At 60.8% G+C, this 22,785-nt stretch carries 14 protein-coding genes and 1 other RNA gene; 9 read left to right on the plus strand and 6 right to left on the minus strand.

All coding sequences use genetic code 11. The features are described from left to right. Positions 1-19: 19 nt before the first annotated feature. The 3 genes from xdhC to xdhA form a co-directional block, all read right to left on the minus strand. Positions 20-862, minus strand: coding sequence for a xanthine dehydrogenase accessory protein XdhC (gene xdhC / locus BM300_RS16485; RefSeq protein ID WP_092345881.1), 843 nt, complete (start codon positions 860-862; stop codon positions 20-22). Between the two features lie 68 nt (positions 863-930). Then, on the minus strand, positions 931-3,330 hold the full coding sequence (gene xdhB, locus BM300_RS16490) for a xanthine dehydrogenase molybdopterin binding subunit (protein WP_092148466.1): 2,400 nt from the start codon (positions 3,328-3,330) through the stop codon (positions 931-933). Then, entirely contained in the window at positions 3,323-4,777 is a 1,455-nt protein-coding gene (gene xdhA / locus BM300_RS16495) for a xanthine dehydrogenase small subunit (protein ID WP_092223059.1), read from the minus strand. The genes xdhB and xdhA overlap by 8 nt, the downstream gene beginning before the upstream one ends. A gap of 264 nt (positions 4,778-5,041) precedes the next feature. On the opposite strand from xdhA, the gene BM300_RS16500 reads away from it, so the two are divergent. The 7 genes from BM300_RS16500 (at position 5,042) to ffs (ending at position 15,861) form a co-directional block, all read left to right on the plus strand. Continuing rightward, the gene (locus tag BM300_RS16500; protein ID WP_063322225.1) at positions 5,042-5,701 is read left to right on the plus strand and encodes a GntR family transcriptional regulator; all 660 of its coding nucleotides are present in this window, start codon (positions 5,042-5,044) and stop codon (positions 5,699-5,701) included. Between the two features lie 2 nt (positions 5,702-5,703). Beyond that, positions 5,704-9,192: a chromosome segregation protein SMC gene (smc, locus tag BM300_RS16505; RefSeq protein ID WP_092463344.1), complete on the plus strand. Its 3,489-nt coding sequence runs from the start codon at positions 5,704-5,706 to the stop codon at positions 9,190-9,192. 258 nt (positions 9,193-9,450) lie between these two features. Beyond that, positions 9,451-10,296, plus strand: a complete 846-nt coding sequence (zipA, locus tag BM300_RS16510; protein WP_063322223.1) for a cell division protein ZipA — start codon at positions 9,451-9,453, stop codon at positions 10,294-10,296. Between the two features lie 259 nt (positions 10,297-10,555). Then, positions 10,556-12,913: an NAD-dependent DNA ligase LigA gene (gene ligA / locus BM300_RS16515; protein ID WP_092223063.1), complete on the plus strand. Its 2,358-nt coding sequence runs from the start codon at positions 10,556-10,558 to the stop codon at positions 12,911-12,913. Between the two features lie 233 nt (positions 12,914-13,146). After that, positions 13,147-14,307, plus strand: a complete 1,161-nt coding sequence (locus BM300_RS16520) for a zinc-binding metallopeptidase family protein (protein WP_092463346.1) — start codon at positions 13,147-13,149, stop codon at positions 14,305-14,307. Positions 14,308-15,175: 868 nt separating this feature from the next. Continuing rightward, positions 15,176-15,490: an IS110 family transposase gene (locus BM300_RS16530; RefSeq protein ID WP_371914665.1), complete on the plus strand. Its 315-nt coding sequence runs from the start codon at positions 15,176-15,178 to the stop codon at positions 15,488-15,490. Between the two features lie 274 nt (positions 15,491-15,764). Beyond that, an RNA gene (gene ffs, locus BM300_RS16535) (signal recognition particle sRNA small type) lies at positions 15,765-15,861 on the plus strand. 161 nt (positions 15,862-16,022) lie between these two features. Here ffs and BM300_RS16540 read toward each other — a convergent pair. Beyond that, positions 16,023-16,871, minus strand: a complete 849-nt coding sequence (locus BM300_RS16540) for a hypothetical protein (RefSeq protein WP_139197676.1) — start codon at positions 16,869-16,871, stop codon at positions 16,023-16,025. Positions 16,872-17,396: 525 nt separating this feature from the next. Continuing rightward, positions 17,397-17,711, minus strand: coding sequence for a helix-turn-helix domain-containing protein (locus BM300_RS16545; RefSeq protein WP_063322219.1), 315 nt, complete (start codon positions 17,709-17,711; stop codon positions 17,397-17,399). Positions 17,712-18,050: 339 nt separating this feature from the next. Between BM300_RS16545 and BM300_RS16550 the strand changes: the two genes are divergently transcribed. Beyond that, a complete protein-coding gene (locus BM300_RS16550) occupies positions 18,051-19,799 on the plus strand; it encodes a putative bifunctional diguanylate cyclase/phosphodiesterase (protein ID WP_092463348.1) in 1,749 nt (582 codons plus the stop codon). On the opposite strand, the gene BM300_RS16555 is transcribed toward BM300_RS16550, so the two are convergent. Further along, positions 19,745-20,515: a substrate-binding periplasmic protein gene (locus tag BM300_RS16555; RefSeq protein WP_092463350.1), complete on the minus strand. Its 771-nt coding sequence runs from the start codon at positions 20,513-20,515 to the stop codon at positions 19,745-19,747. The genes BM300_RS16550 and BM300_RS16555 overlap by 55 nt on opposite strands. 143 nt (positions 20,516-20,658) lie before the next feature. Here BM300_RS16555 and dnaX point away from each other — a divergent pair, with 143 nt between their 5' ends. Continuing rightward, positions 20,659-22,734, plus strand: a complete 2,076-nt coding sequence (gene dnaX / locus BM300_RS16560; RefSeq protein WP_092148442.1) for a DNA polymerase III subunit gamma/tau — start codon at positions 20,659-20,661, stop codon at positions 22,732-22,734. Positions 22,735-22,785: the final 51 nt, after the last annotated feature.

Consider the following 22,785-nt stretch of genomic DNA (forward strand, 5'->3'; position numbering starts at 1 on the left):
GGGAATTCTCAACGAGTGTTCAACGGTTCGCCTGGCTGCGGCGCGAGGCCGGCAGCAGCTTGGCGATCGGTTCGGCGCGGGCGGTGTGCTGGCCGAAATCCGCGTTATAGGTGGCGATGATTTCGCCGGCGATGGAGATGGCGATTTCCACAGGCAACTTGCCTTTGACTTCGCCGATGCCCATGGGGCAACGCATGCGTTGCAAGGCGGCGCTGTCGAAACCGCGATCACGCAGGCGATGCTCGAACTTGACCCGTTTGGTCTTCGAACCGATCAGGCCGAAGTAGGCAAAGTCGTTGCGCTTGAGGATCGCGGCGCTCAGTTCCAGGTCGAGCTGATGATTGTGGGTCATGACGATGCAGTAGCTGCCGGCGGGCAAGTCGTCGACTTCGTCCAGTGGCTCTTCGCTGACGATCTTGTGCACGCCATGGGGCAGGTGTTCGGGAAACTCCGCCTCCCGCGAATCGATCCAGCGCACCTTGCAGGGCAGGCTCGCCAGCAGCGGCACCAGGGCGCGGCCGACGTGGCCGGCGCCGAACACGGCGATTTGCGCCTGGACCTGGCCCATGGGTTCGAACAGCAACACGGTGACGCCGCCGCAGCACTGGCCCAGGCTCGCACCGAGGCTGAAGCGCTCCAGATGGGTGTTCTGCTGGCCGCTGGCGAGCATGTGCCGGGCGATTTCCATGGCCTTGTATTCCAGGTGCCCGCCACCGATGGTGTCGAACGTCTGGCTGGCGCTGATGACCATCTTCGAACCGGCGTTGCGTGGGGTGGAGCCGAGTTCTTCGATGATCGTCACCAGCACGCAGGGTTCGCCGCGGGTTTGCAGGTCGGCGAGGGCGCTGATCCAGTTGTACATATTCACCTCGACTGATCGTTCCCACGCTCTGCGTGGGAATGCATCTTTGGACGCTCCGCGTCCGCTCTTCAAAGCGGAGCCATCTCGGCTTCGGCTTGCGTAGGCTTCACGGCCTTCAACTGCCGCATCTGCTCACACCCCCACAACACTCGCTCCGGCGTTGCCGGGGCGTCGATGTTCGGTTGGTGCTGGTAATCCCCCAGGCTCGCCACGGCGTCCTTGATGGCGCACCACGCGGCGATGCCGAGCATGAACGGCGGCTCGCCCACGGCCTTGGAGTGGAACACCGTGTCTTCGGGGTTCTTGCGGTTTTCCACCAGCTTGACCCGCAGGTCCAGCGGCATGTCGGCCACGGCGGGGATCTTGTAGCTGGCCGGGCCATTGGTCATCAGCTTGCCTTTGTCGTTCCACACCAGCTCTTCCATGGTCAGCCAGCCCATGCCTTGGATGAAGCCGCCCTCGACCTGGCCGATGTCGATGGCCGGGTTCAGCGAGGCGCCGACGTCGTGGAGGATGTCGGTGCGCAGCATCTTGTACTCGCCGGTGAGGGTGTCGACGATCACTTCGGCGCAGGCCGCGCCAAAGGCGTAGTAGTAGAAGGGGCGGCCACGGGCCTGGCTGCGGTCGTAGTAGATTTTCGGGGTCTTGTAGAAGCCGGTGCTCGACAGCGAGACCTGGGCGAAATACGCCTGCTGTACCAGCGCCTCGAAGGTCAGGATGTGGTCGCGCACCCGCACATGGCCGTTGTGGAATTCCACGTCTTCTTCGCTGACCTTGTACTGCCGTGCAGCGAATTCCACCAGGCGCTGCTTGATGGTCTCGGCCGCATTCTGCGCCGCCTTGCCGTTCAGGTCGGCGCCGCTGGAGGCCGCGGTGGGCGAGGTGTTCGGCACCTTGTCGGTGTTGGTCGCGGTGATCTGCACGCGGTCCATTTCCACCTGGAACACCTCGGCCACCACCTGGGCGACCTTGGTGTTCAGGCCCTGGCCCATTTCGGTGCCACCGTGGTTGAGGTGAATGCTGCCATCGGTGTAAACGTGGATCAGCGCGCCGGCCTGGTTGAGGAAACTGGCGGTGAACGAAATGCCGAATTTCACCGGGGTCAGCGCCAGGCCTTTTTTCAGGATGGGGCTATTGGCGTTGTAGCGACGGATCGCCTCGCGGCGTTCAGCGTACTGGCTGCTTTGCTCCAGTTCGGCGGTCATTTCCTCGAGCATGTTGTGCTCGACGGTCTGGTAGTAGTGGGTGACGTTGCGCTCGGTCTTGCCGTAATAGTTGGCCTTGCGCACGGCCAGCGGATCCAGGCCCAGGTGCCGGGCGATGGCATCCATGACCTCTTCGATGGCGACCATGCCTTGCGGCCCGCCGAAACCACGGTAGGCGGTGTTCGAAGCGGTGTTGGTCTTGCAGCGGTGGCCGTTGATGGTCGCATCGCCCAGGTAGTAGGCGTTGTCGGCATGGAACATCGCCCGGTCGACAATCGACGCCGACAGGTCTGGCGAGCAACCGCAGTTACCCGCCAGATCCAGGGCGATGCCGTGCAAGCGCCCGCGGCTGTCGAAGCCGACGTCGTATTCGATGTAGAAGGGATGGCGCTTGCCGGTCATCAGCATGTCTTCGACCCGGGGCAGGCGCATCTTGGTCGGCTGGCCAGTGAGGTGGGCGATGACGGCGCACAGGCACGCCGGGCTGGCGGCTTGGGTTTCCTTGCCGCCAAAGCCGCCGCCCATGCGGCGCATGTCCACCACGACCTTGTTCATCGACACGCCCAGCACTTCGGCCACCAGTTTCTGCACTTCGGTGGGGTTCTGGGTCGAGCAGTAGACGATCATGCCGCCGTCTTCGGTGGGCATTACCGAAGAAATCTGGGTTTCCAGGTAAAAGTGCTCCTGGCCGCCGATGTGCAGCGAACCCTGGATGCGATGCTCGGCGCTCGCCAGCGCCGTGGCCGAATCGCCACGTTGGTGGGTGTGGCTGTCGAGCACGAAATGCCGCTTGCGCAGGGCTTCGACCACGTCCAGCACCGGCTCCAGGTCTTCGTACTCGACGATGGCCGCCATCGCCGCTTTGCGCGCGGTGTCCAGGTCCTTGGCGGCGACGGCCAACACCGGTTGGCCGACGAACTGCACGTCATCGATGGCCAGCAGCGGGTCGCCGGGCAACAGTGGGCCGATGTCCTTCAGGCCGGGGATGTCTTGGTGGGTAATGGCGATGCGCACGCCTTCGAAGGCGTAACAGGGCGCGGTGTCGATGCGGACGATCCGGGCATGGGCGCGGTCCGACAGTCGGGCATAGACGTGCAACTGGTTCGGGAATTCCAGGCGGTCATCGATGTACTGGGCCTCGCCGGACACATGCTTGGCGGCGCTGTCGTGCTTGACGCTGCGGCCCACGCCAGTGGTCAGGTCGCGGGCGAACAGCTCGGCGAGTTCGGCTTGGGTCTTTTCTACGGTGTGATGGTTAGACATAAGCGGTCACCCGAGTCTCGATGTGCGGTGTTTGCAGTTCGATGAAGTACTTGCGCAACAGGTTGCGGGCGCTGAGCAGGCGGTATTCCTTGCTGGCGCGGAAATCCGACAGCGGTGTGAAGTCCTCGGCCAGGGCGGCGCAGGCGCGTTCGACGGTGCTGTCGGTCCACGGCGCACCGATCAGTGCCGCTTCGCAATGGGTGGCGCGCTTGGGTGTGGCGGCCATGCCGCCGAAGGCAATGCGGGCTTCGCGGACCACGCCGTTGTCGATGCGCAGGTTGAACGCCGCGCACACCGCGGAAATATCATCGTCCAGGCGCTTGGAGACCTTGTAGGCGCGGAACGCCTGCTCGGCACTGGCCCGGGGCACGATGATCTTCTCGATGAATTCGCTTTCCTGGCGCGCCGTGACGCGGTAGTCGATGAAATAGTCTTCCAGCGCCAGGGTCCGGCGGGTCTGGCCCTTGCACAGCACGATTTGCGCGCCGAGGGCGATCAGCAGCGGCGGCGAGTCGCCGATCGGCGAGGCGTTGCCGATGTTGCCGCCCAAGGTGCCTTGGTTGCGGATCTGCAGCGAGGCAAAGCGTTGCAGCAGTTCGCCGAAGTCCGGGTATTCGGCTTTCAGGGCTTCGTAGCAATCGGAGAGGGCGGTGGCGGCGCCGATCTCCAGGCGATCGTCGAAACGCTCGATGCGCTTGAGTTCGGCGACGTTGCCCACGTAGATCATCACCGGCAGGGTGCGGTGGAACTGAGTGACTTCCAGGGCCAGGTCCGTGCCGCCGGCCAGCAGGCGCGCCTGGGGATAAGCATCGTAGAGATCGGCCAGGTCGGCCACGGTCAGCGGCACCAGGCAGCGCTTGTCGCCGCTGTTGAGCTCGCCGGTCTCGGTCGGTGCGATGGCTTTGAGGCGGGCGATGGTCTCGGCCTCGCGGGCGTCGAACTGGTCCGGTTGCTTGCCGCAGCAGGCCTGCTCGGCGGCGGCCAGGATCGGCCGGTAGCCGGTGCAACGGCAGAGATTGCCGGCCAGGGCTTCGTGGGCTTTATGGGCGTCGGATTGTTCGCTGTTCTTTTGCAGGGCGAACAGCGACATGACGAAGCCTGGTGTGCAGAAGCCGCATTGCGAGCCGTGGCAATCGACCATCGCTTGTTGGACGCTGTGCAGCTGGCCCTGGTGCTTGAGGTCTTCGACGCTGATCAGTTGCTTGCCGTGCAGGGCCGAGACGAAAGTCAGGCACGAATTGAGGCTGCGGTAGCGCATGCGCTCACGGCCGGTTTCATCCATATGCAGTTCGCCCACCACCACGGTGCACGCGCCACAGTCGCCGCTGGCGCAGCCTTCTTTGGTACCGGACTTACCAACATGCTCGCGTAAATAGTTGAGCACGGTCAGGTTCGGGTCCAGGGCGTGCTCGCTACGGAGTTCCTGGTTGAGTAAAAACTGGATCACGGAAGGCCTCGCAGACTCATTATTGTTGTATCGACTTGGGCCGAATTTATCAGTTTTGACTTTTCGGTCAATGATTTTCTGACTTAAAGGTCAGGAAAATTCGTTTTGTCGATGAACAACGTGTAGGTTCAGTATTGACCCTTGGGTGACGCCCTGCTTTTTTGCTTGAATCGTGCCAAAAACCCGCTGCAGGCCCTGCGCCATGACGTATCGAGTGCGCTACACTGCGCCGCTTGTGCAAATCGAAGAGTTTGAAGGACAACCATGACGTTCAAGGCCCCGGACAGCCTCGCCGAGCAAATCGCCCACCATCTCGCCGAACGCATCATTCGCGGCGAAATGAAGCCGGGAGAGCGCATCCAGGAGCAGAAGGTCACGCTGGCGCTCAACGTCAGCCGCGGTTCGGTCCGCGAGGCCTTGCTGATCCTGGAGCGACGCCACTTGATCGCGATCCTGCCGCGCCGCGGTGCCCACGTCACCGAACTCACCGAGCACAAGGTGCGCAGCCTCTGCACGTTGATGAGCGAGCTGTACATCCTGCTGGGTTACGCCGTGGCCCATGGCTGGAAAGAGCAGGCCGACATGGCGCCGTTCGTGGCGATCCAGCAGCGTCTCAACGACGCCTACGCGCGCCAGGACATCCGTACCTTCGTCGATGAAAGCTTCAGCGTGATGCGCGCCGCCTATCCCTTTGCCAACAACCCGTACTTGCAGGAAACCGTCGAGAACCTGCAACCGGCCATGAGCCGTGCCTATTTCCTGGCCCTGGACCAGCGCAAGGCGGAAATGAGCGAGTTCCTCGACCTGTTCCAGCGCCTGCTCGCCGCTGTGCTGGCCCGTGATCTGCCGCAGATTCGCCTCGTGCTGACGGCCTACGCCCAGCGCAGTTGCGATCTGGTGGTCTCTGCCCTGACGAAGGCCTGAACGTGCGGCTCAAGTGCATCAAACTGGCGGGGTTCAAATCCTTCGTCGACCCGACTACGGTGAACTTCCCCAGTAACATGGCGGCAGTGGTCGGGCCCAATGGTTGCGGCAAGTCGAACATCATCGATGCCGTGCGTTGGGTGATGGGCGAGAGCTCGGCCAAGAACCTGCGCGGCGAGTCGATGACCGACGTCATCTTCAACGGCTCCACCAGCCGCAAGCCGGTGAGCCAGGCCAGCATCGAGCTGGTGTTCGATAACTCCGACGGCACCCTGGTGGGTGAATACGCCGCGTATGCGGAAATCTCCATTCGTCGCAAAGTGACCCGCGACAGCCAGAACAGCTACTTCCTCAACGGCACCAAGTGCCGACGCCGCGACATCACCGATATTTTCCTCGGCACCGGCCTGGGCCCGCGCAGCTACTCGATCATCGAACAGGGCATGATCTCCAAGCTGATCGAGGCCAAGCCTGAAGATCTGCGCAACTTCATTGAAGAAGCCGCCGGTATTTCCAAATACAAGGAACGGCGGCGCGAAACCGAAAACCGCATTCGTCGCACCCACGAAAACCTCGCGCGCCTGACCGACCTGCGCGAAGAACTCGAGCGCCAGCTGGAACGTCTGCACCGTCAGGCCGAGGCCGCGAAGAAGTACCAGGAATACAAGGGCGAGGAGCGCCAGCTCAAGGCCCAACTTTCGGCCCTGCGCTGGCAGGCGTTGAACGAGCAGGTCGGTCAGCGTGAGGCGATCATCGGCAACCAGGAAGTCAGTTTCGAGGCCCTGGTGGCCGAGCAACGCAACGCCGACGCCGCCATCGAACGCCTGCGTGACGGTCACCACGACCTGTCGGAGCGCTTCAATCTGGTGCAGGGGCGCTTCTATTCCGTGGGGGGCGACATCGCCCGGGTCGAGCAGAGCATCCAGCACGGTCAGCAACGGCTGCGGCAGTTGCAGGATGACTTGAAGGAAGCCGAGCGGGCGCGCCTGGAAACCGAATCCCACCTGGGCCACGACCGCACGCTGCTATTGACCCTTGGCGAAGAGCTGGACCGGCTCACGCCAGAGCAGGAAATCACCAGCGCCGCCGCCGAAGAAGCCGCCGCAGCCCTGGAAGAAGCCGAGCTGACCATGCACGGCTGGCAAGAGCAGTGGGACAGCTTCAACCTGACCTCGGCCGAGCCACGGCGCCAGGCTGAAGTCCAGCAGTCGCGCATCCAGCAGTTGGAAACCAGCATGGAGCGCCTGGCCGAACGGCAGCGCCGCCTGGCCGAAGAGCGTGCCTTGCTCGCGGCGGACCCGGAAGACGCAGCGATCCTGGACCTGAGCGAGCAACTGGCGACCAGCGAAGCCACGCTCGAAGACTTGCAGGCCAGCGAAGACGCCCAGGTCGAACGGCTTGAGCAACTGCGCCAGGCCTTGCAACTGGCCTTGCAGAACCAGCAACAGGCCCAGGGCGAATTGCAGCGGCTCAATGGGCGTTTGGCTTCGCTGGAAGCCTTGCAGCAAGCCGCGCTGGACCCAGGCACCGGCACCGCCGAGTGGCTGCGCGACCAGCATCTGGCCGAGCGTCCGCGACTGGCCGAGGGCCTGAAGGTCGATGCCGGTTGGGAGCTGGCGGTGGAAACCGTGCTGGGTGCCGACCTGCAAGCGGTGCTGGTGGATGACTTCGGCGGCTTCGACCTGTCGGGTTTCACCCAGGGCGATCTGCGCCTGCTCAGCCCGGCTGGCGACGGCGTACGAATCCCCGGCAGCTTGCTGGACAAGGTCGAGGCCCAGGTCGACCTGTCGCCCTGGCTGGGGCAGGTCAAACCGGTGGATAGCCTTGAACAGGCGTTGGCCCTGCGTGGGCAGTTGGCGGCCGGCGAAAGCCTGATCAGCCGGGACGGTTATTGGGTCGGCCGGCACTTCCTGCGGGTGCGCCGGGCCAGCGAAGCCGAGAGCGGCATGCTCGCCCGGGGCCAGGAAATCCAGCGCCTGGGCGCCGAACGGGAAGAGCGCGAAGCCAGCGTCGAAGCCCTGGAAACCGAATTGCAAAACCTGCGGGCGCAACAGCGTCAGCAGGAGAATGGTCGCGAACACCTGCGGCGGCTGTTGCAGGATGAGGCGCGCCAGCAAGGCGAGCTCAAGGCGCAGTTGTCGGCCGGCAAGGCCAAGGTCGAACAGCTGGCGTTGCGTCGCACCCGCCTGGAAGAAGAAATCGCCGAACTGGGCGAGCAGCGGGCGCTGGAGCACGAACAGATCGGCGAGGCGCGCTTGCAACTGCAAGAAGCCCTCGACGCCATGGCACTGGACACCGAGCAGCGCGAACTGCTGCTGGCCCAGCGTGACAGTCTGCGCGAGCGCCTGGATCGGGTGCGCCAGGAAGCACGCCAGCACAAGGATCATGCTCATCAGTTGGCGGTGCGCCTGGGCTCGCTCAAGGCCCAGCACGATTCCACGCGCCAGGCCTTGGAACGGCTGGAAATGCAGTCCGAACGCCTGACCGAAAAACGCGAGCAGTTGAGCCTCAATCTGGAGGAGGGCGAAGCGCCGCTGGAAGAGCTGCGTCTCAAGCTCGAAGAGTTGCTCGACAAGCGCATGAGCGTCGACGAAGAACTCAAGACGGCGCAGATCGCCCTGGAGGACGCCGACCGTGAACTGCGCGACGCCGAAAAGCGTCGCAGCCAGGCCGAGCAGCAATCGCAACTGATCCGCGGCCAAATGGAACAGCAGCGCATGGAGTGGCAAGCCCTGACGGTGCGGCGCAAAGCCTTGCAGGACCAGTTGCTGGAAGACGGCTACGACCTCGATGGTGTGCTCGCCACCCTGGTGGCCGGGGCGAACGAGAAGGACGCCGAGGAGGAGTTGGAACGCATTGCCCAGCGCATCCAGCGCCTGGGGGCAATCAACCTGGCGGCCATCGACGAGTACCAGCAGCAGTCCGAGCGCAAGCGTTACCTGGACGCCCAGAACGACGATCTGGTGGAAGCGCTGGAGACCCTGGAAAACGTCATTCGCAAGATCGACAAGGAAACCCGCAACCGCTTCAAGGATACCTTTGATCAGATCAACGGTGGTTTGCAGGCCCTTTTCCCAAAAGTTTTCGGTGGCGGCAGCGCTTACTTGGAACTGACGGGCGAAGATTTACTCGATACAGGGGTGACAATCATGGCGCGTCCTCCTGGCAAGAAGAACAGCACCATCCATTTGCTCTCCGGTGGCGAAAAGGCGCTGACCGCGCTGGCCCTGGTTTTTGCCATCTTCAAATTGAACCCGGCGCCGTTCTGCATGCTCGACGAGGTCGACGCACCACTGGACGACGCCAACGTAGGCCGTTACGCACGGCTGGTGAAGGAGATGTCTGAAACGGTGCAGTTCATCTACATCACCCACAACAAAATCGCCATGGAAATGGCCGATCAGTTGATGGGCGTGACCATGCATGAGCCGGGCTGTTCGCGGCTGGTGGCGGTGGATGTGGAGGAGGCCATGGCCATGGTGGATGCCTGAACAACCGGTTGTAGGGCTTCTACTTGGAACGCTGTAGGTATTTTTTACCCTTGGGCCTGTTGTTCAAATCACAGATTGGGCACAAGCCTGTGCGACAGACGGTGTAAAGTTATCTTTGGTCGTGCTAGTTTAATGTCAATTTTTCGTATGCGTGGGCAAAAGGCCATTCAGAACATAGAGTTGGCGCCACGTTTTAAAGCGGTTTGCAAATAGCTAAGCCCCTTATTTTTCAGCATTTTTATAGAGGCACGGGATTACATGGAAATCGGTCTGCGCGAGTGGCTGATCGTCATCGGCATCATTGTCATTGCCGGTATTCTTTTCGACGGCTGGCGTCGCATGCGCGGCGGCAAGGGGAAGCTGAAGTTTCGCCTGGACCGCAGCTTGTCGAACCTGCCGGATGAGGATGACAACGCCGAGCTGCTGGGCCCGCCCCGGGTGCTGGACACCCACAAGGAGCCGCAGCTGGACGAACACGACTTGCCGTCGATGAGCGCGCCTGCCCGTGAGCCACGGGAATCGGGCTCCAAGCGCGGCAAGCGAAACAGCGAGCCATCCCAGGGTGATTTGAACCTGAACCTCGACCTGGATGGTGGTCCGAGCTTCAGCAGTCGCGACAGCGACTTCCCGGACGAGAACAAAACCTCGAGCGCCGACAAGGACCAGGCCCAGGCTGAAGAAGTGTTGGTGATCAGCGTGATCTGCCGCGATCCGGCCGGTTTCAAGGGCCCGGCGTTGCTGCAGAACATTCTGGAAAGCGGCCTGCGTTTCGGCGAGATGGACATTTTCCACCGTCACGAGAGCATGGCCGGCAACGGCGAGGTGCTGTTCTCCATGGCCAACGCCGTCAAGCCCGGGGTGTTCGACCTGGACGACATCGATCATTTCAGCACGCCAGCGGTGAGTTTCTTCCTCGGCCTGCCGGGTCCACGTCATCCCAAGCAAGCCTTCGACGTGATGGTGGCTGCGGCGCGCAAGCTGTCCCAGGAGCTCAATGGCGAACTCAAGGATGACCAGCGCAGCGTGCTGACCGCCCAGACCATCGAGCACTACCGCCAGCGCATCGTCGAATTCGAGCGTCGTGCGTTGACCCAGAAACGCTGAAATCGGCAAAGCCTTTGTGGCGCAGGGGCTTTTTGTGGCGAGGGGATTTATCCCCGCTGGGCTGCAAAGCAGCCCTGAAACCTGACGCCCTAGCCTGATCAGGCTAATTGAATTGATGACTTTTGGGGCTGCTTCGCAGCCCAGCGGGGATAAATCCCCTCGCCACAGGTTCTGTATTGGTAGGTTCAGGTTCGAACTGCCAACGATTTTAAAAGATTGAGCAGCCTAGGCTGCTCTTTTGCTTTATGAGAGAACACCCATGAACGCCGTCGAAACCCGCATCCAACAGCTGCGTACCGAGTTGGATCAGCACAACTATCGTTACCATGTCCTCGACGAGCCGAGCATCCCCGATGCCGAATACGACCGTCTGTTTCACGAACTCAAGGCCCTGGAAGAGCAGCACCCGGAGCTGGTGACCAGCGATTCCCCGACCCAGCGCGTCGGCAGCATGGCGCTGTCGGCGTTCAGCCAGGTGCGTCACGAGATCCCGATGCTCAGCCTGGGCAACGCCTTCGACGAAACCACCATGCGCGAGTTCGACCGGCGGGTGACTGAAGGCCTCGACCTGCCCATGGGCGATTTGCTGGGCGGTGGCGCGGCGGTTGAATACAGCTGCGAGCCGAAGCTCGATGGCTTGGCGGTCAGCCTGTTGTATCAGGACGGCCTGCTGGTGCGCGGAGCCACGCGCGGTGATGGCACCACGGGCGAGGACATCAGCGTCAATGTGCGTACCGTGCGCAACATCCCCCTTAAGTTGCAGGGCAGTGGCTGGCCGCCACTGCTGGAAGTGCGCGGCGAGGTGTACATGTCCAAGGCCGGTTTCGAGCGCCTCAACGCTACGCAACTGGAAGCGGGTGGCAAGACCTTCGCCAACCCGCGCAACGCGGCGGCGGGGAGCCTGCGCCAGTTGGATTCCAAGATCACCGCCAACCGCCCGCTGGAATTCTGCTGCTACGGTATCGGCCAGGTGACCACGGACATTGCCGATACCCACATCGGCAATCTCAAGCAACTCAAGGCCTGGGGCCTGCCCATCAGCCGTGAATTGAAGCTGGCCCATGGTATTGACGAATGCCTGGATTACTACCGCGACATCGGCGAGCGACGCAACGCGTTGCCTTATGAGATCGACGGGGTGGTGTTCAAGGTCAACAGTATCGCCTCCCAACGCGAACTGGGTTTCCGCGCCCGGGAACCACGCTGGGCCATCGCTCATAAATTCCCGGCCTCTGAAGAGCTCACCGAGTTGCTGGACGTTGAGTTTCAGGTCGGTCGCACTGGCGCCGTGACGCCCGTGGCGCGCCTCAAGCCGGTCAAGGTCGCTGGCGTGACCGTGGCCAACGCCACGTTGCACAACATGGACGAAGTGGCGCGTCTGGGCCTGATGATCGGCGACACGGTGATCATCCGCCGCGCCGGGGATGTGATTCCGCAAGTGGTGCAGGTGATCACCGAACGTCGGCCGGAGCATGCTCGTCCGGTCGCGATCCCACAGCAGTGCCCGGTGTGCGGCTCCCATGTCGAGCGCACGCAACTGATCAAGCGCAGCAAGGGCCGTGAAACTATCAGCGAAGGCGCGGTGTATCGCTGCGTCGGTCGCCTGGCCTGTGGCGCGCAGCTCAAGCAGGCGATCATTCACTTCGTCTCGCGCCGGGCCATGGACATCGAAGGTCTGGGCGAGAAGAGTGTCGAGCAACTGGTGGACGAGGGCCTGGTGGGGTCGCCCGCCGACCTGTATGCCCTGACCTTCGAGCAGGTGGTCGACCTGGAGGGTTTCGCCGAACTGTCGAGCAAGAACCTGCTGGCGGCCATTGTCGACAGCAAAAAACCGAGCCTGGCGCGTTTTATCTACGCCCTCGGCATCCCGGACGTGGGCGAGGAAACCGCCAAGGTCCTGGCTCGCTCTCTTGGTTCGCTGGAGCGCGTACAAGCGGCTTTGCCCCAGGTGCTCACCTACTTGCCCGACGTCGGCCTGGAAGTGGCCCACGAGATCCACAGCTTCTTCGAAGACCCACACAACCGCCAGGTGATCAAGGACCTGCTGTGCCACGGTCTCGAGATTCAGGACCAAGGCGAGTTGGGCGCCGAGTTCTCCGCCAGCACAACCCTGGGCGGCTTTCTCGACAAACTGGACATCCCCTCGGTCGGGCCGGGCGGGGCGCAGAAACTGGCAGACAAGTTCGGTTCACTCGAAGCGGTGATGAATGCCGACTGGCTTGACATGCGCCAGGCGTTGCCGGAAAAGCAGGCCAACGCCGTGCGCGAGTTCTTCGCCAATGCCAGCAACCGTCAGCAGGCCGAGGCAGCGGAACGACAGTTGCGCGACTTCGGCATGCATTGGCAGAGCGAAAAGAAGGTCGTCGAAGGCTTGCCCGAGGCGGGGCATACCTGGGTGCTGACCGGTTCGCTGGAGTTGATGAGTCGCGACGTCGCCAAGGACAAGCTGGAGAGCCTGGGGGCGAAGGTCGCCGGTTCGGTGTCGGCGAAAACCCACTGCGTGGTGGCGGGGCCGGGCGCCGGGTCGAAATTGACCAAGGCCAATGAGCTGGGGCTCAAGGTGCTGGATGAAGAGGCGTTCGTGGCTTTCTTGAGCAAGCATGGCATCACGGTTTAATCGTGAGGGCGCCGCTGTGGCGAGGCAGCTTGCTCCCGCTCGGCGGCGCAGCCGTCGTAAAACCTCCTGACGCGGTCCGTCTGGGAAGGTTGCGTCGTTCCGATTGGGGCGGCTGCGCCACCCAGCGGGAGCATGCTCCCTCGCCACGGTTTATCGGGCACTATGACGCAACGCGTGGGAACGATCATGGATACAGGGTGATCTAGTCTTGCAGGCCCCAGGGAGAGATCGCCATGCACCGCTTCTTCGAACAACTGAGCTCACGCATCGCCGCGCCGTTCCTGGGCGATCGGTCACGTAACAGCAAGGTCTGGCCGTGCCGCTGTGGCCAGTCGTTGTTTTTTCGCAATAGCCAATGCCTGGCCTGCCTGGCGGCGCTGGGTTATCAACCTGAGCAGAGTCGCCTGACGTCCTTGCAACCTGGCGAGCAAGCCGGGACCTGGACGCTGGACGTTGATCCCCAAGCCGGGCTGTTTCGCCGTTGCGCCAACCTCGACACTGCGGCGGCCTGTAATTGGCTGCTGCCGGACAATGGGCACGACACCCTGTGCGTCGCCTGTAGCCTGAACCGCACCATTCCCGACCTGTCGATCCCGGAAAACCCAGAACGCTGGCGCAAGGTCGAGACCGCCAAGCGTCGACTGGTCGCGCAACTGATTACTCTCGGCTTGCCGGTCATCCCGAAAACCGTCGACGAAAACATCGGCTTGGCGTTTGATTTCATCGGTGTCGACCCCGACGGCACGCCACCCACCACCGGTCACGCCAGCGGGCTGATCACCCTCGACATCAAGGAAGCTGACGATGCCCATCGCGAATACGTGCGCCAGCAGATGCGCGAGCCGTATCGCACCTTGCTTGGGCATTTCCGGCATGAGGTGGGGCACTACTACTGGGACCGACTGGTCGCCAACAGCCACTGGCTCGGGCCTTTTCGCGAGCTGTTCGGCGATGAGCGCGCCAGTTACGCCGACGCCCTGGAGCAGCACTACCAGCAAGGCGCGCCGCTGGACTGGCAAACCCGCTACGTCAGCGCCTATGCCACCATGCACCCGTGGGAGGACTGGGCGGAAACCTGGGCCCATTACCTGCACATGATGGACGCGGTGGACACCGCCCTGGGGTTCGGTATGAGCGCCCGGGAAATGGATTTCGACTACCAGCCGTTCCCGCCCGAAACCCTATACGATTCCGGGCACGCTGGCGGTGCGGCCTTCCTCTCGTTCGTCAACGCCTGGATCGAACTGGCCGGCATGCTCAACGAACTGTCCCGCAGCATGGGCCAGCCGGATTTCTACCCCTTCGTCGTACCGGCCGCGGTGATTACCAAACTGCACTTCATCCATCTGGTGATCCAGGAGGAGGGTGGTAGGGCGGATGGGGTACTGTTGTAGTTTGCTCACGCAGGAAGTTTTGCTCGCCAGATACAGAGTCGACTCTCGATAAGAGCCTGGGCGAAGTTAAAGTGATGCCATTTGTTTTGACAGTGGTTTTATATTCTAGCTTTCCTTTACCCTAAGGCTGCCATGGATGATGGCTATATTTATTATGGAAAATTTTATGAAACACGATCAGATGGATAAGGCGACGACCATTCCCAATGCGCCCCGGAGGCTATCCCAGGCCGGACAAAGCACTTACACCATTATATTGGCCTGGCAAATCTCGGATAACGTCTGCCCCGACCAGATTGCCGCTCATACGTTCAGAGTGACTGCCGTGTCTACTGGGCAGGGGCAGTTTGTCCCCGCCACCACTGTCCGGCCGGACCATCGTGGTTGGTACCGCCATGAAATAGGCGTCAGTGGTGGCTCCAGGCCGGTGTACTTCAATGTTCAAGTTCGGGCCCAGGCGCTTAATGGCGAGTATGGACCATTCTGCCCAGTAGTAGTTTGTAATACTTCGTCGTGATTAATTGCTGTTCAAGCATAACGATCTCTGAGTGTTCAATCCTGTCGCCGAAAGATCAATTTTCGCCGCTCTTGTTGCTAGGATCTAACGTCGACAATGATTCGGGGTTAGTTAAAAGTGTTGGGTGTAGGCGTTCATGTTGCGTGTGCCGGCGCTTTCGCGGGCAAGCCCGCTTGTATGGTAGGACTTGAAGGGAGGAGGAGGGACAAAGTCCGCTTCTGACTGTTAGCGCAGTACAGGCCGTGGGAGATTTCACCCCTCCTCCGTTCACCCAAGGGAGATCGGCTTGAGACGATTCCCAACAAATCGGCGGTCAAGAAATGGCTCAAGGCCTGGTTCGCGCCAGTGGGAGTGGCCATCGAAGCCTGCAATATCTATCACCAGAAGTTCGCCGATCTGGCTCATGCGGGCGGCTGTGTGATCCATATGGTCGGTGGTTATGAGCTCAGCCATTACCGCAAGGGCGTGAACGTACGGGCCAAAACTGATGCGCTGGATGCTCGACTGCTGGCCCGCTACTTGAAAACGAAGGGCGTGACCTGCACTCCTGAACCGCGCCGACTTATAAGTCTTCTTCGGCGCCGGGCGCCTTGGTTCAGGCTCGTGTCAGCCTCAAGCAAAGCTGTGCTAACGAGCTGTTGCGAATATCTGCCGAAAGGCATTTAAGGGCTATGCATGCACCATAGAGTCTCCCACAGTTGTTTTTGGATGGCCTCGGGATTTGCATCACCACAGATCCCCTGTGGGAGCTTGCTCGCGAAAGCGCTGAGCCAGCTTGCATTCATGTCCAATGTGCCAACGTCATCGCTAGCAAGCGATGCGCCCACAGCAAGTACTTGAACATCTTCAGTTTTTTTATCCGCCGCGAACGCTTGTAACTTCTCGTCAGATAGGTACAATGGCCCGGCTCGCCGTCAGGCGGGCGTCGTTATGGTGACCCCATCGGTCCCCCCGCAACGATTACCCGTGAACCTGGTCAGATCCGGAAGGAAGCAGCCACAGCGGGAACATTGTGTGCCGGGGTGTGGCTGGTGGGGTTGCCTCCATAACACCCAGGCCTTCGTTCGTAAGGTCTATGAGATGCCTTTCGGTCAGTCTGAAGCGGGGTGATCCTTTTCGCTTTGAAATTTGCCGGGATAGCGCAGCTTATTGCTGGTTAAAACGCCCCGTGCTTTGGTGAGGTGTTTCATTCCCGAAGTTATAGTGCAAATACAATCATCGATTCTCTTAGTTCACAAACTCTAACTGTTTTCGACAGTACCGATATTTTAACGGTTCCGTCGGTGGTGTTATGGTTGAATTCTATTTTAGCTACACTCTCCGAAAATCCATCATCTATATTCAAGATTGATATTCCGTCAGGGTAAAGCTTGTCCTTGTTGTCGGTAAGGGCATAGCTTCCTCCCGAAGATGCATAGCCCTGGAGGATGCGGCTCTCTACTTTTACTAATTTCTCATTAATCACTTGATGGATGGAGCTAGCTTGGTTTTCTCCTGCGGAGAAATACAGGCTGGTATTTGTTGTAAATGAAAAATATGTCGTGTTCGGAACTATGACGGATTCTTTTCCATTGCTGAAAATGGAACCCTGTTCCTCGCCAACGGCTATAAGGTGTTGGATGCCATTTTCTTCATGAAACTGGTTTTTGTTGTTATGAGATGACCGGCTTTGCTCGCCAACGATAAGATCCACGGATGCGAGGATGTCCCAGGCAAAGTTTGTCGTGACCGATCCCTGTGAGTTCATTGATGTATAAGTAACTTGGTCTCCAAATTTTTTTATTTCGAATATGGCCCCTGTTTCCGGGTCACTCATTTTCAGAGTGATTGAGTCAGGGATGTAGGCGACTATTAAGCCATAATGGTTGGGGCGTATATCTGTTGTTGTAGGGAAAAGGAATGGCTCGATTTGCCAGGTTTCAACCAGTCTCCATTCTGGATTTGTAAGGTCAGTCCGGGTATACAAGCTCTTTGACAATAAAAGCGCCTTCGAAGATCTGATTGTCATAGGCGTTTTATTTGATGCGGTCACTGATTTGGTTTTCATTTGATTATCCAGCAAATATGGCCTGAGTTGGTGCGGCGCTGCAAGAAGTTAGCGGTTTCTTGTCCTGTGATTGTTTTTTTTTGCCATATTTGTTGTCTACTGTCAGAACTGACAGTCCGGACGAGCGGTGGTTTTAAGTTCTTCGCGATTTGCAGGGAGAGTCGTTTTATATAAAAGGAACTCACTGTTCGGTAGCCACGGGCTTATTCTGCGTGAGCCGGTTATTGATTCCTTCCAATTGGTCGGTGTGCATCGGCTACCAAGCTCTACTCACCATCCCTTCCCGGCATCGGCGGGCCCCGTATCCCGTGCAACGCTGGGGTAAGGCATGCTTTGGGATTTCCCCGAGGAGAGAATCTGCCCTGGCGGTTTCCATGCCATCGATAACAAAAGCGTCAACGTGTTTGCCAGCAGTTTGACCAGTACTTGTTCCAGGCTGAGCGCATTGTCACGCCGCAGGTACCCGCCGTCGAACAGAAGCAGCACGGGCGGCAGGTATACTGGCTTCTCTTTTTCATGACTTCATCAAGGCTTGGACAAGGCCTGGTCAACCGCGGCGATCAGCTTTCCCAGATCCTTCGGCGTGGCTCTGTGTATGACACCGAACAGATAGGCCCGCTGTTCGTCCTCATCGCCCATGTCGGCAAAAAAGGCTTTCAGTTGTACATCCAGCACATTGGCAAGCAGGAACAAGGCTTCGACGCTGGGGGTGTAGGTGCCGGTTTCGAAGCGGCTGATGGTTTTGGGGTCAAAACCGGTTTTTTCGCCAAGTTCAGCCTGAGTAAGCCCCGCTACTTTGCGGTAGCGTCTGATGGCTGGACCCAAACTTGAAATTTGCATCGCTTAATTCCCATTTAGAATCAAGAACTTAACGATAGATTTTCGCATTAGACAACCGCGTGATCCATCACCTTGCTTTGCAAAGTGTGATGTGTTTCGTAGAATCGGCCTTTGGCACGGGTATTTGGCGACCTGCTTCAGAAGCCGGGGGCGTGTGCAGAGACCGGGCCTTGCGTTTCTTGCCGCGATACTTGGCAAGGGCTGAAGCTCTCCCTTAGTACCGCCAGGGCCCGCGCTCCAGCTTCTCTCAAAGTGTTTGAGCCTAGTTGATTTTCGCCTGTCTTGAAGGCGGTGCAACCGCGCGCGACAAATGAGCCTGACTCATGGATGACTGCTTCGATGGATAAGAAGTACCGCAGAGCCGTTGACGCCGCCGCGATTTTTTCCGAAACCGATCTGAGCGGGCGCATTACCTACGTCAACGATCAATTTTGCAGCCTTTTTGGTTACCGGCGCGATGAGTTGCTGGGTGTGAACCATCGCCTGCTCAATTCCGGCCAGCACCCTGACGAATTCTTCGGCGCCATGTGGCGCACCATTGCCCTGGGCCAGGTCTGGAAAGGGGAAATCTGTAACCGGGCCAAGGACGGTACGCTGCACTGGGTCGACACCACCCTGGTGCCAGTGATCGATGACGATACAGGACAAGTCGAACGCTACCTGGCGATTCGCTTCGATGTCAGCGAAAAGCGTCGCCTGCTGCATTCGCTGCAATGGCGGGTTGGTCACGATGTGCTGACCGGGTTGCCCAATCGCACTTATCTGTCCGATCTGCTGGACCAGGCCCTGGAGTTTTCTCGTGCGGAAAACTTGCCCCTGGCGGTGTGCATGCTCGACCTCGATGGCTTCAAGGCGGTCAATGACGGCTACGGCCACGCCAGTGGCGATCGGCTGCTGGTGGAGGTCGCCAGGCGCCTGCGCAGTATCGTGCGGGGCGAGGATGTGGTGGCGCGGCTGGGTGGGGACGAGTTCGTGCTGGTGCTGCGCCATGTGCGTGGGATGGATGAGTTGCACGCCGCGTTGAGCCGGGTGTTGATCGCTGTTTCCATGCCGTATGGCATTGACGGGAAGGGCATCAAGGTCTTCGCCAGCATTGGCGTCACATTGTTTCCTTGGGATAACGAAGACGCCGAGACCTTGTTGCGTCATGCCGACCAGGCGATGTACGTGGCCAAGCAAAGCGGTCGCAATCGTTTCCATTTGTTCGATGTGTCCCGGGACAAGGAAGTGCGAGCCACTTACCAGACCGTCGAGCGGGTCCGCCAGGCGCTGGCCGGCAATGAGTTGCGGCTGCATTTCCAGCCCAAGGTCAACATGCGCCACGGCACCGTGGTCGGCCTGGAGGCGCTGTTGCGCTGGAAGCATCCGCAACGTGGCCTGGTGCCGCCTCGGGAGTTCCTGCCGCTGGTGGAAGAGACCGACCTGATCGTCGAGATCGGCGAGTGGGTCATGGAGCAGGTATTGACCCAGTTGCAGCAATGGCTGCAAGCGGGGCAGGGCTGGCCGGTGAGCATCAATATCTCGGCGCGGCATTTCCAGCGAGCGGATTTTGTCGAGCGGCTGCGACAGGTGTTGGAGCGGCATCCGGCGGTACCGCCATGCCTGTTGGATCTGCAGATTGTCGAATCGGTCGCGGTGGAGAACCTTGCCCACGTCAGCGCTTGCCTCCAGGCCTGCCATGCCTTGGGCGTGGGGTTTTCGCTGGGTGGGTTCGGCACGGGCTACTGCTCGCTCAATGATCTCAAGCACCTGCGCACGCAAGCCATCAAGATCGACAAGACCTTTGTCCGCGACATCCTCCATGACCGCGACGACCTGGCACTGACCAAAGCGGTGATCGGCCTGGCTCGGGCGTTTGGCCGTGAGGTGGTCGCCGAAGGGCTGGACAGCCTTGAGCACGGCCAACTGCTGTTGAGCCTGGGCTGTGAGGTGGCACAAGGTTATTTCATCGCACGGCCCATGCCGCCCGAACGGATACCCGGCTGGGTGCAGGGCTTCATCCCGCCGTCGCAATGGCAGCAGCGGCCAGGCGATCAGGGGGAGGGTGCCTCTCTCCTGGTCTGCGATGCATCACTGCGGCCAGTGTAAAGCTGGATGATCGCGTCGATTTCCCCGGACGTCTTCATGTTCAGCAAGGTTCTCAGGATGCGTTGCGCTGGAATGTCCGGATCGTTGCGCACGTAACAGCTCAACTGCTGTTCCTGAAGCACAGCCACGGCACGGAGTTGTCGATCCGCCGGATGGCGTTGATTGAACCAGTCCAGTGCCCATTGGTTGCTGACCGCATAGCTATAGCGGCCTGCCAGCAGTTTCGCCAGCACTTGCTCCTGGCTGCGAGCATCGTCTCGGCGCAGTTGGCCGCTGTTGAACAAGGGTTGCAAGGTCGGGTAGGTATAGCTGAGCACCGTGCCTATGGCCTGGTGCGCCAGCGTTGCCGGTGTTACTGCCGCAGGTGCGTTTGCCGTGGCAACGAGCAGGTCGCGTTGGAAAAACAATGGGATGCTCCACAGATAATCGCCGCCATCACTCACCCATTCAGGGCTGACATAGCAACGTACGTCGATCTCGCCGTGTTTCATGGCGCTGTCCAGCCGGGCGCGGGACAGGACGTGGAATTGCGCTGGCAGTCCCATCTGGGTCGCCAGGCTGGTCATTACATCGGGAAGGATGCCCTGGGTCGGGCGACCCCGTTCGATCTGCACCATGGGCATCGCCCAGCCGTCGGTAACGGCAAAACGCAAAGGTACTTCATCAGCAAGACAACCTGTCCCCAACAACAGCAAAGCCCCCATGGCTGAGCGCATAAACTCTCCTGACTGTGCAAAACCGCGTCGACAACCTAGTCCCTGATCCCATCTTAGTCAGATTAGACGAGCACACCGGATGCAATTTCGCCCCTGCTCCGCTAGCATTAGCCGCTTATGTTCCTTCGTTGCGACGGTTTTCGATGAGTTATCAGGTTCTTGCACGTAAATGGCGTCCGCGCTCGTTCCGCGAAATGGTCGGCCAGACCCATGTGCTCAAGGCTCTGATCAATGCCTTGGACAGCCAGCGGCTGCACCATGCCTACCTGTTCACGGGTACCCGTGGCGTGGGCAAGACCACCATCGCACGGATCATCGCCAAGTGCCTGAACTGTGAAACCGGCATCACCTCCACGCCTTGCGGCGAGTGCTCGGTCTGCCGGGAAATCGACGAGGGCCGTTTCGTCGACCTGATCGAGATCGACGCCGCCAGCCGCACCAAGGTCGAAGACACCCGCGAGCTGCTCGACAACGTGCAGTACGCGCCGAGCCGTGGGCGCTTCAAGGTCTACCTGATCGACGAAGTGCACATGCTCTCCAGCCATTCCTTCAATGCGCTGCTCAAGACCCTTGAGGAGCCGCCGCCCTACGTCAAGTTCATCCTGGCGACCACCGACCCGCAGAAACTTCCTGCAACGATTTTGTCGCGGTGCCTGCAGTTCTCCCTCAAGAACATGACGCCGGAACGGGTCGTCGAGCACCTGACCCACGTACTGGGCGTCGAGAACGTGCCCTTCGAGGACGATGCGCTGTGGCTGCTGGGGCGCGCCGCCGATGGTTCGATGCGCGACGCCATGAGCCTGACCGACCAGGCCATCGCTTTCGGTGAAGGCAAGGTCATGGCCGCCGATGTCCGGGCCATGCTCGGCACCCTCGACCACGGCCAGGTCTATGACGTTTTGCATGCGCTGATCGAAGGCGATGCCAAGGCGCTGCTCGAGGCGGTGCGTCACCTGGCCGAGCAGGGGCCGGACTGGAATGGCGTACTCTCGGAAATCCTCAACGTGCTGCACCGCGTCGCCATTGCCCAGGCCCTGCCCGAAGGCGTCGACAACGGCCATGGCGATCGTGATCGCGTTCTGGCCCTGGCCCAGGCGCTGCCGGCCGAAGACGTGCAGTTCTATTACCAGATGGGCCTGATCGGCCGTCGCGACCTGCCCCTGGCCCCCGATCCGCGCGGCGGCTTCGAAATGGTCCTGCTGCGGATGCTGGCGTTCCGGCCAGCCGACACAGCGGATGCCCCGAGGCAAGCGCTAAAGCCAGTGGGGATCAGCCAGGCCACAGCTGATTCCGCCAAGCCAGTGGCTGCCGCGCCCGTCGTTGCGCCGGCAGTGGCTTCGGCTCCGGTAGCGTCGGCACCTGTGGCACCAGCGACCCCGACACCCGTTGTCGCGGCCCCTGAGCCAGAACCTGAACCGATCGTCGAGGCGCTGCCCGAACCGGTCGCCGAAGCCGTTGTCGATCTGCCCTGGAACGATCCGATCGAGCCCGAGGTTGTCCAGCAACCTGCCGTGGAACCGGTCCTGGAGACCATCGCCGAGCAGCCCGAGTTGCCGCCGATGCCTTTGCCGACGCCCGACAGCGTGGTGCCCGATGCGCCTGAGTGGGTCGCCGCGCCGGTGCCCGAACCGACAGTGGCCGACGTCGATGTCGCCACGCCAGGCATCGATCAGGATGACGAACCGCCGCTGGACGAGGATTACATCGAGCCAGACCTGGATTCGGCCTACAGCTACCTGGACGACCTGGCCAGCGAGCACGCCGCTGAGCCGGCCCCGGAGCCCGAGCCGGAACCCGCGGCGATGCCAGCCACCGGGCTGGCCCTGCAATGGCTGGAGCTGTTCCCTAAGCTGCCGATCAGCGGCATGACCGGCAGCATCGCCGCCAACTGCACGCTGATGGCCGTGGAGGGCGACCACTGGCTGCTGCACCTGGACCCGGCCCACAGCGCGCTGTTCAACGCGACCCAGCAGCGCCGCCTCAACGATGCGCTGAACCAGTACCACCAGCGCACCCTGACGCTGACCATCGAGCTGATCAAGCCCGAGCAGGAGACCCCGGCCCAGGCCGCGTCCCGGCGCCGTGCCGACCGTCAGCGCGAAGCCGAGGAGTCGATCCACGGTGATCCATTCATCCAGCAGATGATGCAACAGTTCGGCGCCGTGGTCCGTCACGATACTATCGAACCTGTCGAGGCCCCGGTCACCCAGGGCTCATAACTGAAGGCACCGGGCCGAACGGGCCGGGTGCGTTGTTTATCCAAGTACTTT

Source organism: Pseudomonas sp. NFACC46-3 (assembly GCF_900114515.1).
GTDB lineage: Bacteria > Pseudomonadota > Gammaproteobacteria > Pseudomonadales > Pseudomonadaceae > Aquipseudomonas > Aquipseudomonas fluorescens_Q.

Coding starts and splice junctions, on each gene's coding strand:
- BM300_RS16550 (WP_092463348.1), top strand. CDS start 18,051: ATGGATAAGAAGTACCGCAGAGCCGTTGACGCCGCCGCGATTTTTTCC.
- zipA (WP_063322223.1), top strand. CDS start 9,451: ATGGAAATCGGTCTGCGCGAGTGGCTGATCGTCATCGGCATCATTGTC.
- BM300_RS16555 (WP_092463350.1), bottom strand. CDS start 20,515: ATGCGCTCAGCCATGGGGGCTTTGCTGTTGTTGGGGACAGGTTGTCTT.
- xdhB (WP_092148466.1), bottom strand. CDS start 3,330: ATGTCTAACCATCACACCGTAGAAAAGACCCAAGCCGAACTCGCCGAG.
- BM300_RS16540 (WP_139197676.1), bottom strand. CDS start 16,871: ATGAAAACCAAATCAGTGACCGCATCAAATAAAACGCCTATGACAATC.
- ligA (WP_092223063.1), top strand. CDS start 10,556: ATGAACGCCGTCGAAACCCGCATCCAACAGCTGCGTACCGAGTTGGAT.
- xdhC (WP_092345881.1), bottom strand. CDS start 862: ATGTACAACTGGATCAGCGCCCTCGCCGACCTGCAAACCCGCGGCGAA.
- dnaX (WP_092148442.1), top strand. CDS start 20,659: ATGAGTTATCAGGTTCTTGCACGTAAATGGCGTCCGCGCTCGTTCCGC.
- BM300_RS16545 (WP_063322219.1), bottom strand. CDS start 17,711: ATGCAAATTTCAAGTTTGGGTCCAGCCATCAGACGCTACCGCAAAGTA.
- BM300_RS16520 (WP_092463346.1), top strand. CDS start 13,147: ATGCACCGCTTCTTCGAACAACTGAGCTCACGCATCGCCGCGCCGTTC.
- BM300_RS16500 (WP_063322225.1), top strand. CDS start 5,042: ATGACGTTCAAGGCCCCGGACAGCCTCGCCGAGCAAATCGCCCACCAT.